The sequence below is a fragment of the Ectopseudomonas oleovorans genome (assembly GCF_003052605.1).
In the GTDB taxonomy this organism is placed as follows: Bacteria; Pseudomonadota; Gammaproteobacteria; order Pseudomonadales; family Pseudomonadaceae; genus Aquipseudomonas; species Aquipseudomonas oleovorans_A.
Genome location: NZ_QASO01000101.1, coordinates 1 through 12,968 on the forward strand (window position 1 = coordinate 1; position 12,968 = coordinate 12,968).

Sequence of the window (12,968 nt, forward strand, 5' to 3'; positions counted from 1 at the left end):
CGTAGTAGAGATCCACTCGATTGCACAGTGACATGAACTGATGACGAACCGGTCGCACCGACCTGTGTGTAACCTGCTGCATCCATCGGCCCTCTGCTTTGCAAGGCCGCTAGCCCGGTTAGGCGCACAGGAGCGAAATTCATCATGGCTCAAGGCTAACGCCTTATCAGAAGTCGAATATACGGAAGCAGTCGTACCTAGGTTCAGAGGCAGATTATTTCACTGGCAAAACGGGAGGAGTCCATATACGGATGCAATCCGGGGGGATGTGCTGGCGATCCCCGGATTTTATCCGGGCTACAGTTCGTTGCGTGCAGCAATACGCTCGGCCAGCTCGCTGGGCAATTGCACCTGCGCCCGGCGCGCGGCGTTCAGCGGGATGTCGTAGGTGATGCGCGCGCCGTAGGCGTTGGGCGCCTGCGGGTCGTGGCGCACTTTGTCGAATACCAGCAGGCGGGTGCCGAGGCTGAAGCCTTCGGACAGGTCGTGGGTGACCATGAATACGGTCAGGCGGGTTTCCTGCCACAGCTCCAGGAGCAGCGCGTGCATGTCCTTGCGGATGCCGGGGTCGAGGGCGCCGAACGGCTCGTCGAGCAGCAGCATGCGCGGTTGCATCACCAGTGCCTGGGCGATGGCCAGGCGTTGCTGCATGCCACCCGAAAGCGCGCTGGGATACTACTTGTTCAGGGCATGGCCGAGGCCGACCTTGGTGAGGATTTCCGCAGCGCGCTCGCGGGCTTCGCGCTTGGCTGCGCCGAACAGTCGGCCCAGCAGCTTCGATTTCGGCAGCTCCAGGCCCAGGGCGACGTTGTCCAGCACGCTCAGGTGGGGGAATACCGAGTAGCGCTGGAACACCACGCCCCGGCTCGGATCGGGCTCGTTGGGCAGCGCCTGGCCGCCCAGCAGCAGTTCGCCACGGCTCGGGCGTTCCTGGCCGAGCAGCATGCGCAGAAAGGTGGATTTGCCACAGCCGGAGGCGCCGACCAGGGTGCAGAACTCACCCTCGTCGACCTTGATATTGAGGCGTTCGAGCACCACCAGGTCGCCGTATTCCTGCCACAGGTTGCGCGCTTCGATAAAGGCGGTTTTCCCTGTGCTTGCAGGGGCTGTGCTGGAGTCGCTCATGGCAGGTTCACTTAGCGGGACGATATGTTGACTGAACAGGGTCATGCCTTGCCTCCTTCATGCCAGGGGAAGCACAGGCGCAGCACCTGGCGCAGGCCCAGATCCATCAGCCAGGCCAGCAGGGTGATCCATACGACGTAGGGCAGGATCACGTCCATGGCCATGTAGCGACGCACCAGGAAGATGCGGTAACCGAGGCCGTCGGTCGAGGCGATGGCCTCGGCGGCGATCAGAAACAGCCAGGCCGAACCGAGCATCAGGCGCAGCGAGATCAGCAGGCGTGGCATCAGTTGCGGCAGCACCAGGCGCAGGATCAGCGTCCAGGAGTTGGCGCCGAGGGTCTGCGCCTTGATCAGCAGCTCGCCGGGAATCTCGCGGGCACGCTGTTCGATGTCACGAGCGATGCAGGGGGTGATGCCGATGACGATCAGCATCACCTTGGACAGCTCGCCGAGGCCGAAGACGATGAACAGAATCGGCAGGATCGCCAGCGGCGGAATCATCGACAGCACCGTGAGCAGCGGCGACAGCGGTGCGCCGAACAGCGGCACGCTGCCGGCGGCAATGCCCAGCACCAGCCCCAACAGCGCGGCGATGCCAAGGCCCAGGCCCAGGCGTTGCAGGCTGGAGGCGGTATCCTGCCAGAACAGGTACTGGCCGCTGCGTTTGTCTTCGCTGAAGGCCAGGCGGTCGATGGCATCGACCATCTGGCTGGCGCTGGGCAGCAGCTTGTCGTTGGGGTTCTCAGCCAGGCGGCTGGTCGAGGCGCTGAAATAGACGAACAGCAGCAGGGCGAAGGGCAGCAGGATCAGCAGCAGGCGGCTGCTGCGATCCGGGTGGCGGTTGATCAGGCGCATGGATAGTCCTCGTCGGGCCTGGAACGAAATGCGTGCGCAGCTAGCAAGCGCAAGAGCGCGCTGGTTTCGGGCCTTTGGGGGGGACGGCTGGTTGCCGCTGATGCGAGTGGGGCGTACCCATGATGAACCTCCAGTTTGACAGGGGCGGGCAGGAGTTCGCGGCGGTTCCCCACGGATGGGGCGCGTTCTCCCGGGCTTTTGTCCCGCCGTGTAACCTCGCTGGAGGTCGCTAGCTCTCGGACCAGTCGCTCGCCTGTGGCGAGCCGGAACCCTAGCCGGCTATTGGCAAATTGTGGTGCCGCGATCCCGGCGAACCGGGTTGTTCCTGCACGCAGGGTCTGTAGCGAACATCGTGCCAGCTAGCCGATGCGCCTATCTGGCGGGTTTCGTCGTCGCTCATCGCTGTGAGTGCGCGTTATTGGTGCGAGTCGTGGTGCGTCTGCTGTGCGATGGGGCGTTACAGCGCCCCATCGGCGGCCAGTTCCATATAGCGATGGTTGAAGCGCAGCAGAATGCGCTGCGGGTTGCCCAGCGTCTTCTCGCCACTGAATTCGATACCCAGATTGGTCAGGCCCATGCCGCTCTTGCCCAGCAGGCCGTGAGCATCGGCAAAGTGCGCGACCCGTTGCATGAGGTCCGACAGCTTGCCGGTGCGCGCGAAGTTCAGCGCGCTGCGCGGCGAATAGAACGAGCGCAGGGTGCCCAGCTGGGCGTCGAAGTCTTCCGGCGTGGTTTCGGCGGCGGCTGCCATTCTGGCCCTGGCCTCACGACCGGCCGGGGTGGGCAGGCCTAGCAGACGCTGGGTCTCGAACCAGGCGCCGGTCAGCGCGCGGCCGAATTCCGGGTGCTGAGCAAGGGTCTGGCTGCTGACCACGGTGAGGTCGAGGATTTCACCGGGAATCAGATTGGAGCTGAACACCTGGCTGACCTCGGCCTTGCGCCGAATCTCGGAGAGGATCGGGTTCCAGGTGATCACCGCGTCGCCCTTGCCGGCGAGGAAGGCATCAGCGATTTCGGTATCGGAGACGTTGATGATGGTCACGTCGCTTTCATCGAGCAGGGCCCACTGCAGCGCGCGGCTGAGCAGGTAGTGCGAGACCGAGTTTTCCACCAGCAGCACGCTCTTGCCCTTGAGGTCCTGGATTCTCTGGCCGCTGCCACGCAGCAGCAGGGCGTCGGCGCCATTGGAGAAGTCGCCGATGATCAGCGCGGTGCTGTCCTTGCCGGCAGCAGCGGGAATGGTCAGGGCGTCCATGTTGGTCATGCTGCAGGCGTCGAACTGGCCGGCGCTGTAGCGCTCGATGGAAGCGACATAGTCCGGCACTTCCTGCACCTGAATGTCAATGCCGTACTTGTCCGCCCACTTCTTCACGATGCCCTGTTCGGCGGCGTAGCCCCAGGGCATCCAGCCGGCGAATATCGACCAGCACAGCTTGAAGGTTTTAGGCGCGGCCTGGGCTGTCGGAGCGCCAAGCAGGCAGGCACAGAGCAGGACGGTGAGCAGGGAGCGAATGGACATGGAAACCTCGGGTCATGGACGAAAGCGGGAAAGCCGGCAGCCTGGCTGCGCGTTCTCCCGGGCTTTTGTCCCGCCGTGTAACCCCGCGGCATCCCGCCGCTGCATGAGGTCGCCCACTCTCGGACCAGCCACTCGCCTTCTGACGAGCCGGAACCCTAGTCGGCCATTACGATTCGCTACCACTGACGATCCTGTGCATGGATCGGCTTTCCGCGGCGCTGAGCAAGCGAATGCCATGCCAGCGACAGGACAATTGTCCTGTGCTCTTGTGGTTTTGCGCCGTCGGTCACAGCCGACGAAGTGAATCGCACCTGTTGCGGGCGGCGCTGTCTGATGCCTCAGGGATCACCGTCCCGGAGGCCGACATCGGTCGGCGTCGACCCAGCGGTCACAGGAGGCCGCCATGCCCTACAAGATGCTGTTTTCCGCGTTGCTCTTGCTGCTTTCCGGTTGCGCCGTTTATGGCGAAGGCTACGACCGTGGTTATCACCACGGCCATGGCTACCGGTACTACGACGGCTATCGGCGCGATTACAACCCGCCGCCACGCTACTACTACGAGGAGCGTCGGCATACCTACTACCCGGCGCCCCCGCGCTACGTTCCGGCGCCGCCGCCGCGTCATCACTACGGCCACGATCACCGGTATCGCGACGGCTACAAGCACCAGCAGCCGCGACATGACTATCGCCGCGACCAGCGTCGTCAGGAGCATCGCAGCGGGCAGATTCAGCGCGGCTGGGAGGCAGGCAGCAACACGCAGCATCGTTTCTCCAACGGGCGCAGCAATAACGAACAACGCCGTAGCGGCGAGCGCCGCTGGTAAACCTCCCCTCAATCCGCCGCGTGCCCGGCGCGCGGCGTCTGTTCACCCACCAGGTGAATCGCTGTAACCATGGCCTGCGCCGCTGGCGACAGGCTGTGGCCGGCGCGGCTGACCAGGCCATAGGCCGAATGCTGATGCAGACCCTGAGGCAACAGCGGCAGCAGGGCTAGCTGACCGCTCTCGACTTCGCCGGCGATCACGTCCCAGGGCGCCATGCTCAGCACATCGCTGTCGGCTACCAGGCGCTTGAGCACCAGGAAGTTGTCGCATTGCACGCTCAACGGCTGCGCTCGCCCGCTGGCCTGCCCCAGGCTGCGTTCGACCACCTGTGGCAGCTGTGTGCCGGCGAGAGGGAAGTCGAGCAGGTCGCGCAGGTGCAGGTTGCGCCGCTGCAGCAATGGATGAGCCGGGCGGCAGAACAGCACACCCTGATGCACGCGCAGCGGTTCGATGCGCAATTGAGCGGCGTCCTGCAATTCACGGATATCGGCGACGAACAGCTCGATGGCCGAGTCCAGCAGGCGGCACGCATGTTCCAGCACCAGGCGGCCATGGGCGGTGAGGCTGACGCCGCGGCTGTGGCGATCCACCAGGGTGCAGTCCAACTGGCTTTCCAGCGTCTGGATGCTGGGGCTCAGCGCCGGCTGGCTGAGGTGCACGGCCGCTACCGCGCGGGCGAAATGTTGGTGTTCGGCGAGGGCGACGAAGTGACGGAGCTGGCATAGATCGTTCATGCGCTTCCTGCATTAGCTGGTCTATTCGAATGCATTGGAGTTATCGGACGGCCTTTGCCAACCTGCCAGCATTCCAACAACAAGACCTTTCAATGCCATGAGCCCATTCTCTCGCTTCAGCGGCCTGCTGCTGGTTGCCCACACCAAGGTGGTCGCCCAGCAGCTCTATCGTGTCGCCGACAACGTCTATTCGGCAGTCGGCTGGCAACTGGGCAACGTGGTGATGTTCGAGGGGCCGCAGGGGCTGATCTTCGTCGACACCGGCGAGTCGGTCAGCGAATCGCGCAAGATCATGGCCGAGTTCCGCAAGCTCAGCGACAAGCCGGTCAAGGCGGTGGTCTACACCCACTTCCACCCGGATCACATCAACGGCGTGCAGGCGTTCGTCAGCCGCGAGCAGGTGGAGCGCGGCGAGGTACAGATCTACGCCCACGAGACCCTGCTGCAGAACGTGGTGGCGCAGGGCGCGCTGGTCGGGCCGATTCTCGGCGTACGTTCGGCCTACAGTTTCGGTTCCTTCCTACCGGCCAGCGATCAGGAGGGCATGAACGCTGGCATCGGTCCGTTGGCCAAGCCCGAGCTGTCGTCCTTCATTGCCCCGACCGTAACCTTTGGCGAGCGCCTGGATACCACTTAGGGTGCGCCGTGCGCACCGATCCGTACGCTAAAGATCTGACAACGGATGTTCGCCTTCCCAGACCGACGCGAAGTGCGCCTCGACCACTGCGTCTGGGATCGCGGCCACATCCGGCCAGTACCACTTCGGCGCCTGGTCCTTGTCGATCAGGCGGGCGCGTACGCCCTCGGGAAATTCCGGGTGGCGGCAGCAGTTCAGGCTCATGGCGTACTCCATGCGAAATACCTCGGCCAGCGACAGGTGGCGGGCGCGGCGGATCTGCTCCCAGACCAGGTGTGCGGTCAGCGGACAGCCATGGGCCAGAGTCTTGGCGGCGCGGGCGAGCAGGGCGTCGTTGTCAGCTTGCAGTGCGCTGAGCGCGTGCACGGCAGCCGGCAGGTGGGCAACGTCGAGCAACTCGTCGATACGTTCGCGACGTGGCAGCCACTGTGCAGCCGGTAGTTCACCGTGGGCTTCGTTCTCCAGCGCACGCAGCAGGCTGTGCAGTTGGGTGTCGGGCTCTTCGCGCCAGTTCAGTTGCACAAGGCCGGTCAACAGGGCGTCCTGCTGGTCGTCGCGCAGGAAACGGTCGGCCAGATTCAGATCCAGCGCATCACGGGCGTTGATGCTGGCTGCGGTCAGACCGAGGAATAGCCCCAGGCGACCTGGCAGGCGCGCCAGGAACCAGCTACCGCCGACATCCGGGTACAGGCCGATGTTGATCTCCGGCATGCCCAGGCGGCTGCTTGGAGTGACGATACGGATCCCGGCACCCTGCATCAGGCCCATGCCGCCGCCCAGTACGTGACCGTGCGCCCAGCAGATGAAGGGTTTTGGGTAGGTGTGGATGCGGTGGTCGAGGCGGTATTCGTCGGCGAAAAAACGTCGCGCCAGGGGCGGCACTTCGCCGGGGTGTTCACGGCACTGGTGGACGAGCTGCACCACGTCGCCGCCGGCGCAGAAGGCTTTCGGGCCGTTGCCGCGCAACATGACACAGGTGATCTCTGGATCATCTGCCCAGGCCTTGAGGCGGTCGTCGAGCGCTTTGATCATCGACAACGACAATGCGTTGAGGCTTTTCTCGGCATCTAGGGTGGCGATGCCGATTCGGTAGCCGTGCGGGCTGGGGCGTTCTTCGAAGGTGACGTTCATCGTGTGGAGTCCCGGTGCGCGCGGCGCACCCTACGAGTCATTTGTTGCGCCACTGCGGGTCGCGCTTTTCCAGAAAGGCGTTGACGCCCTCGCGGGTGTCGTCGGCATCGAATAGGTCGACGAAGCGCTCGCGTTCCTCCGGCAGCCAGGTGTTCGGGCCGCGCTCGCGTGCGCCCTGGATCAGCGGTTTGATGGTACGTACCGCCACCGGGCTTTGCCGCGCCACCTTGGAGGCCAGCAGCAGTGCGGTGCCACGGGCTTCGCCGGTATCCACCACCTGCTCGATCAGGCCGATGCGCAGGGCGGTTTCGGCGTCGATGCGTTCGCCGCAGAGGATCATGCGCTTGGCCCAGCCTTCGCCGATCAGCCAGGGCAGGGCTTGGGTGCCGCCGGCGCAGGGCAACAGACCCACGGAGGCTTCCGGCAGGGCCATCTGTGCCTGGCGTTCGGCGATGCGGATATCGCAGGCCAGCGCGCACTCCAGGCCGCCGCCCATGGCGTAGCCGTTGATCGCGGCGATGGACACGCCGCGGAAATCGCGCAGGGTCTCGAAGGCCTCGCCAAAGCGTCGGGCCATCTCGCGGGCATGGGCCTTGTCGCCATCGGTGAACATGTTCAGGTCGGCACCGGCGGAAAAGAACTTCGGCCCCTGGCCGGTCACCACCAGGGCGTACACCTCGTCGTCACGGTTGAGGTGCCCGACCACCTGCTTGAGGCCGATCAGCGAGTCGCGGTCCCAGGTGTTGGCAGGTGGATGATTGATGGTGATCAGCGCGGTATGGCCATGCTTCTCCACGGTGAGCTTGTGGGTCAGGTCGAAGATGCCGGATTTATAGGTTTCGATTGCTGTGCTCATAACGATTCCTCGTCAATTATCTTTCCACTCCCATTCATGGGAGAGGGATTTAAGCAGTTACAGCAGGTGATCGAGCATGCCGCCTTGTTGCAGCAGGCGGCGAGCGACGATCACCCGCATGATTTCGTTGGTGCCTTCCAGTATCTGGTGCACGCGGGCGTCACGCACCCAGCGTTCCAGCGGGTAATCATTCAGATAGCCATAACCGCCATGCAGTTGCAGGGCTTCGTTGCAGACGTTGAAGCAGTGGTCGGTGGCGAAGCGCTTGGCCATGGCGCAATACAGGCTGGCTTCGCCATGCCCATGGTCGAGCTTGTGCGCGGCCAGGCGCACCATCTGCCGGCTGGCGGTGAGGTCGGTGAGCATGTCGGCCAGCTTGAACTGCAAGGCCTGGAACTGGCTGAGCGGCTTGCCGAACTGCTTGCGTTCCTCGACATAGCGCAGGCTCTGTTGCAGCGCCGCCTGAGCTGCACCGAGCGAGCAACTGGCGATATTCAGACGACCGCCGTTGAGGCCCTTCATAGCATAGACGAAGCCTTCGCCTTCCGGGCCGATACGGTGGCTGGCGGGAATACGTACGCCCTCGAAGGTGATGGTGCGGGTCGGCTGCGCCTTCCAACCCATCTTGTCTTCGTTGCGCCCGTAGCGCACGCCAGGGGTGTCGGCGGGTACCAGGAAGCAGGAGATGCCCTTGGCGCCGTCCTCGCCGCTGCGCGCCATGACGATCAGCACGTCGGTACTGCCTGCGCCGGAGATGAAGCACTTGCTGCCGTCGATCACGTAGTCGTCGCCAGCGCGGCGGGCACGGGTGCGCAAGTTGGCGGCGTCGGAGCCGGCGTCCGGTTCGGTCAGGCAGTAGGAAGCCAGTGTCTGGCCGCTGATCAGCCCCGGCAGCCAGGTGTCCTTGAGCGCCTGCTCGGCGAAGCTGGCGAGCATCCAGGTGGCCATGTTGTGGATGGTCAGGTAGGCGGTAGTGGCCACGCAGCCGGCCGCCAGTTGCTCGAAGATCAGTGAACTGGAGAGTCGCGACAGGCCCAGGCCGCCATCTTCTTCGGCGATATACAGGGCCAGGTAGCCCTGCTCGGCGGCGCGGCGAATCACCTCGACGGGGAAGTGATGGTCGCGATCCCAGTCGGCGGCGTGGGGCGCCAGCTCCCGTGCGGCGAAGGCACGTGCACTGTCGGTAAGCAGGCGTTGTTCGTCACTGAGTTCGAAGTCCATGGCATCTCATTGCAAGGTCAGGGGTTGGCCGGCTGCGCGGCGCTCGGCCTGCCAGTCGGCGAGGCTGGGCAGGGCGCTACTGGCGTCGAGGCGGTCGACGATCTCGAAGTAGTCCTGCTTGAGCGGGTCCTTGAGTACCTCGTCGCGGGTTTTTACCTTCACGGCATAGACCGTCTGCAGATTCTGGTGATCGAAGGCACGCCATTGCTGTTCATCCTTGAGCAAGGTGTAGCGATGGCCTTCCAACGCCTTGATCAAGGCTTCGCTGTCGAGGCTCCTGGCTCGGGTGGCGGCATCGGCCCATTGCTGGACGATGCTGTAGGCCGAGGCCGCAGAGCTGGAGGGGTACATCTCGTAGCGAGTCCTGAAGGCTTCGACGAAGGCTTCACCACGGGCAGATTTCTCCAGCGCCGGTACGCGCCAGGTCCAGGGCTCGGTACCGATCACACCCTGCATCAAACCGGGGCCGGCTTGTTCGACCATGCTTTGGGTCAGGTTCGGGGCGACGATCTGCATACGGCTGGTCAGGCCCAGGTCATGGGCAATGCGCATGGCACGCACCAGGTCTTCACCAAACAGTACCAGGGCCAGAATGTCGGCATCGCTCGCCGCGGCCTGGGTCAGGGCATCGGTATAGTCGGCCAGGCGCGCGCCGGGGAAGGGCGTGCGAACCCCGGCATGCTGGCCCACGTTGTCACTGGCCGTGGCCTGGCGCAGTGAAGCTTCTGTGGTGTGGCCCCAGGTGTAGTCGGCAGTGACGTAGAAGTAGCGTTTGTTCGGCAAGGTCTTGTTCAGGTACTGGCCGAGCACCTGAGCGCTCATCCAGGCGTTGTTGCACTCGCGGAACATGTAGCGATGGCCGTCCTTGCCGGTGGTGTCGTTGGAGTAGGTGAGGGTGCCGAAATACAGCAGGCCGTGTTCCTTGGCACGCTTGCCGGCAGCGATGGCCACCGCGCTGGAAGAACCGCCAAAGAGCATGGCCGCGCCCTCGGCCGCCAGCTTGTCGACGTTTTTCACGGCCTTGGCCGGACGCGAGGCGGTGTCCTTGCTGGACAGGCGCAAGGGGCGCCCGAGGACACCGCCTGCGGCGTTGATTTCATCGATGGCCAGCAGGGCTCCACGCATCTGCGCCAGTCCCTCCTCTTTATATGGGCCGGTGCGCGGGTAGTTGAGACCGAGGGTGATCGGCTCGGCAGCCTGCGCACAGGCGGTGATTCCGGCCCACAGGGCCAGGATGGCGGACAGGTGGCGCATTGCAGTTCTCCTTGTTTTTGTTCTGCAGAGTCTTTTTACGCCGCTTGTCCAGTTCTCGTGATCGTCTTTTCGTCTAATAAGAACGCCGTTCTCATTTCAGTTGAATGGTCATGTTCGGCCCGGCCTCAAGCGGTGTGTCGTCGAACCAGCGGCTGGTCACGGTTTTGGTTTCGGTGTAGAAGCGCACCGCCTGCTTGCCGTAGGCGTGCAGATCACCGTAGAACGAGCCCTTCCAGCCAGTGAAGGAGAAGAACGGCAGCGGCACCGGGATCGGCACGTTGATACCCACCTGACCGACTTCAATCGCATGCTGGAAATGCCGCGCAGCGCCGCCGGAGCGGGTGAACAGGCTGGTGCCGTTGCCGTAGGGGCTGGCGTTGACCAGTTCGATGGCCTCTTCGAGGGTGTCGACCTGCATGCACACCAGCACCGGGCCGAAGATTTCCTCGCGGTACAGGCCCATCTCCGTCGTCACGCCACGGAACAGGGTTGGCCCGACCCAGTTGCCATGCGGATACCCCTCCACCGTGCACTGCGATCCGTCGAGCAGGCATTCGGCGCCTTCAGCCTTGCCCTGTTCGATCAGATGTAGCACGCGCTGGCGTGCCTGCGGGCTGATCAGCGGGCCATAGGCGGCGCCGCTGTCCTGCCAATGGCCGGGACGCAGTGTGGCCATCTGCTCGGCCAGCTCGTCGATCCACTGTTTCGATTCGCCGACGAACACCGCCACGCTGATGGCCATGCAGCGTTGCCCGGCGGCGCCGCAACTGGCGCCGAGCAGGTTGCTGATGACCTGATCCTTGGGCGCGTCCGGCATGATCACCATATGGTTCTTGGCCCCGGCGAAGGCCTGCACGCGTTTCAGGTGCTGGGTGCCGGTGCGGTAGACATGTTGGCCCACGTTGACCGAGCCGACGAAGGAGATCGCGCGCACGGCCGGATGTACCAGCAGTGCATCGACCTGTTCGCGGCCACCATGCAGGACTTGCAGCACGCCAGCGGGCGCGCCGGCTTCGATGAACAGCTCGGCCAGGCGATTGGGCGTCAGCGGATCCTGTTCGGACGGCTTGAGGATGAAGGTATTACCGCAGGCGATGGCCAGCGGGAACATCCACAGCGGAATCATCGCCGGGAAGTTGAACGGGGTGATGCCGACGCACACACCCAGCGGCTGGATCCAGCTGGCGGTGTCGATCTCGCGGGCGACGTTCTCCACCGTCTCGCCCATCATCAGGCTGGCGATATTGGCCGCATGCTCGGCCACCTCGATGCCACGCCAGACGTCGCCCTTGGCGTCGGCAAAAGTCTTACCGGTTTCCTGGGCGAGAATCTCCGCCAGTTCGTCGTGATGCTCCTTGAGCAGGTGCTGGTAGCGCAGCATCAGGCGCGCGCGTTCCGACACCGGCACTTCGCGCCAGGCGAGGAAGGCCTTCTGCGCACTGGCGACTGCCGCCTCGATTTCCTCGGCGGTGGCTTTGGGGGCGAGGGCGATCACCTCCTGGGTAGCCGGGTCGGTGACTTCGATCAGATCCGTGGCCTGGCTTTGCAGCCATTGACCGTCGATCAGTTGCGGCAGGGTATGGGGCATCGTGGCCTCCTGTTGTTCTTGTCTGTGCTCCGTTATAGCCCTTGGCGAAGCGCTTGTGGATTGACGATCTTGGTCAGTGGATGGACGATCTTGGTATTCATAAGTGTGGCGAGGTCGCTGGCATGGGCGCGCGGGTGGAAACTTCAAACTGGCCGTTGCCACTCGGTGGACAGCGTTTCATCACGCCGCCACGCCTGCGCCGTTTGCTGCAGCGCCACCCCCTGAGCGCCGGCTGCTATCCGCTGGCCATGGGCTTTTATCCGGAAGCGGTCGGGCATCAGATGCAGCGTGCACGGCCGGATGATCACTTGCTGATCTACTGCCGCTCGGGCAAGGGTTGGCTGGAAACGGCGGATGGACGATTAGAGGTCGTGGCTGGCGATCTGCTGCTGCTGCCCAAGGGCGTGGCACATGCCTATGGCGCCGATGGGCAAAGCCCCTGGACCATCTATTGGGTGCATTACGATGGCAGCCTCAGCCAGGACTTCCTGCATTTGCTGGGCGCGCAAATACAGCGCCGTATCGGGGTGCAGCCGCGCTTGCTGGGGGACTTCGAAGCATTACTGGGCCTGCAGCGCCAGGGGCTCAACGCTGCGCCCGCGATTCATGCCGCGCACCGCTTGCAGGCCATGCTCAGCTCGCTGGCGGCATTGCCGGCGCGAGTCAGTCTGAAATCCGGGCGGGTGCTGGATATCGAGGCGGTGCAAGCGGTGATGCGCGAACATCTGCACGGCAGCCTCAACCTCGATGAACTGGCCGCCCAGTTCAAACTGTCGCGCTTTCATTTCGCCAAGACCTACCGGGCGCTGACCGGACAGGCGCCGATTCAGGACTTCATCCAGTTGAAGATGGCCCTGGCTTGCCGCCTGCTCGACCGTGGGGATATCGAGGTACGCCAGGTTGCCGAGCAACTGGGTTATGACGATCCGTATTATTTCTCGCGGCTGTTTCGCAAGGTGGTAGGGATGGCGCCCAGTCATTACCGGGCGCTGCACCAGGGCTAACATAACGGCCGCCTGCCAGCGCTTGCGAGCTGTAGCCCAATGAGATGGACTCCTCCCTCCTACGGCGTCATTGCGCCAGACTGTAGGTTACGAAACAAACAATCCCGGAGGGGGAGCCCGCATGAAACTTAAACGCATAGGCGTGGATTTGGCAAAGCAGGTTTTTCAAGTTCATGGTGTCGACAGCCATGAGCAGGTCAAATGCCGCAAGCAACT

Annotated in this window: 12 protein-coding genes, 1 pseudogene and 2 riboswitches; of the genes and pseudogenes, 4 read left to right on the top strand and 9 right to left on the bottom strand. The window is 63.8% G+C overall.

Going from position 1 to position 12,968, the window contains the following annotated elements:
• Nucleotides 1–297: 297 nt before the first annotated feature.
• The 3 genes and pseudogenes from DBO86_RS16815 to DBO86_RS16825 form a co-directional block, all read right to left on the bottom strand.
• Nucleotides 298–1,125: pseudogene (locus tag DBO86_RS16815) on the bottom strand (ABC transporter ATP-binding protein).
• A 41-nt stretch (nt 1,126–1,166) separates the two neighbouring features.
• Nucleotides 1,167–1,982 carry an ABC transporter permease gene (locus DBO86_RS16820; protein WP_108234276.1) on the bottom strand — a complete coding sequence of 272 codons (816 nt, stop codon included), beginning with the start codon at nt 1,980–1,982 and terminating at the stop codon, nt 1,167–1,169.
• Between the two features lie 185 nt (nt 1,983–2,167).
• Nucleotides 2,168–2,268, bottom strand: a riboswitch (guanidine-I (ykkC/yxkD leader).
• 171 nt (nt 2,269–2,439) lie between these two features.
• Nucleotides 2,440–3,501, bottom strand: a complete 1,062-nt coding sequence (locus tag DBO86_RS16825) for a putative urea ABC transporter substrate-binding protein (protein WP_108234277.1) — start codon at nt 3,499–3,501, stop codon at nt 2,440–2,442.
• Nucleotides 3,502–3,553: 52 nt separating this feature from the next.
• Nucleotides 3,554–3,671, bottom strand: a riboswitch (guanidine-I (ykkC/yxkD leader).
• A 233-nt stretch (nt 3,672–3,904) separates the two neighbouring features.
• Between DBO86_RS16825 and DBO86_RS16835 the strand changes: the two genes are divergently transcribed.
• Nucleotides 3,905–4,327, top strand: coding sequence for a hypothetical protein (locus DBO86_RS16835; protein WP_074859390.1), 423 nt, complete (start codon nt 3,905–3,907; stop codon nt 4,325–4,327).
• An 8-nt stretch (nt 4,328–4,335) separates the two neighbouring features.
• Here DBO86_RS16835 and DBO86_RS16840 read toward each other — a convergent pair whose 3' ends face one another.
• Complete coding sequence (locus DBO86_RS16840; protein ID WP_108234279.1) at nt 4,336–5,061, bottom strand: LysR family transcriptional regulator; 726 nt, start codon at nt 5,059–5,061, stop codon at nt 4,336–4,338.
• Nucleotides 5,062–5,158: 97 nt separating this feature from the next.
• On the opposite strand from DBO86_RS16840, the gene DBO86_RS16845 reads away from it, so the two are divergent.
• Complete coding sequence (locus DBO86_RS16845) at nt 5,159–5,698, top strand: MBL fold metallo-hydrolase (RefSeq protein WP_244185568.1); 540 nt, start codon at nt 5,159–5,161, stop codon at nt 5,696–5,698.
• Between the two features lie 27 nt (nt 5,699–5,725).
• Here the strand turns inward: DBO86_RS16845 and DBO86_RS16850 are convergent, their stop codons facing one another.
• From DBO86_RS16850 to DBO86_RS16870, 5 genes are all read right to left on the bottom strand, one after another.
• On the bottom strand, nt 5,726–6,829 hold the full coding sequence (locus tag DBO86_RS16850; RefSeq protein ID WP_074859395.1) for an enoyl-CoA hydratase/isomerase family protein: 1,104 nt from the start codon (nt 6,827–6,829) through the stop codon (nt 5,726–5,728).
• Nucleotides 6,830–6,866: 37 nt separating this feature from the next.
• Nucleotides 6,867–7,685 carry an enoyl-CoA hydratase gene (locus DBO86_RS16855; protein WP_084341857.1) on the bottom strand — a complete coding sequence of 273 codons (819 nt, stop codon included), beginning with the start codon at nt 7,683–7,685 and terminating at the stop codon, nt 6,867–6,869.
• A gap of 57 nt (nt 7,686–7,742) precedes the next feature.
• Nucleotides 7,743–8,906: an acyl-CoA dehydrogenase family protein gene (locus DBO86_RS16860; RefSeq protein WP_108234280.1), complete on the bottom strand. Its 1,164-nt coding sequence runs from the start codon at nt 8,904–8,906 to the stop codon at nt 7,743–7,745.
• A gap of 6 nt (nt 8,907–8,912) precedes the next feature.
• Entirely contained in the window at nt 8,913–10,160 is a 1,248-nt protein-coding gene (locus DBO86_RS16865; protein ID WP_108234281.1) for a substrate-binding protein, read from the bottom strand.
• A 91-nt stretch (nt 10,161–10,251) separates the two neighbouring features.
• Nucleotides 10,252–11,748, bottom strand: coding sequence for a CoA-acylating methylmalonate-semialdehyde dehydrogenase (locus tag DBO86_RS16870; protein ID WP_108234282.1), 1,497 nt, complete (start codon nt 11,746–11,748; stop codon nt 10,252–10,254).
• Between the two features lie 122 nt (nt 11,749–11,870).
• On the opposite strand from DBO86_RS16870, the gene DBO86_RS16875 reads away from it, so the two are divergent.
• Nucleotides 11,871–12,752, top strand: coding sequence for an AraC family transcriptional regulator (locus tag DBO86_RS16875; protein WP_108234283.1), 882 nt, complete (start codon nt 11,871–11,873; stop codon nt 12,750–12,752).
• 121 nt (nt 12,753–12,873) lie between these two features.
• The coding region (locus tag DBO86_RS26785; RefSeq protein ID WP_244185501.1) for a hypothetical protein at nt 12,874–12,968 on the top strand (95 nt) is incomplete at its 3' end.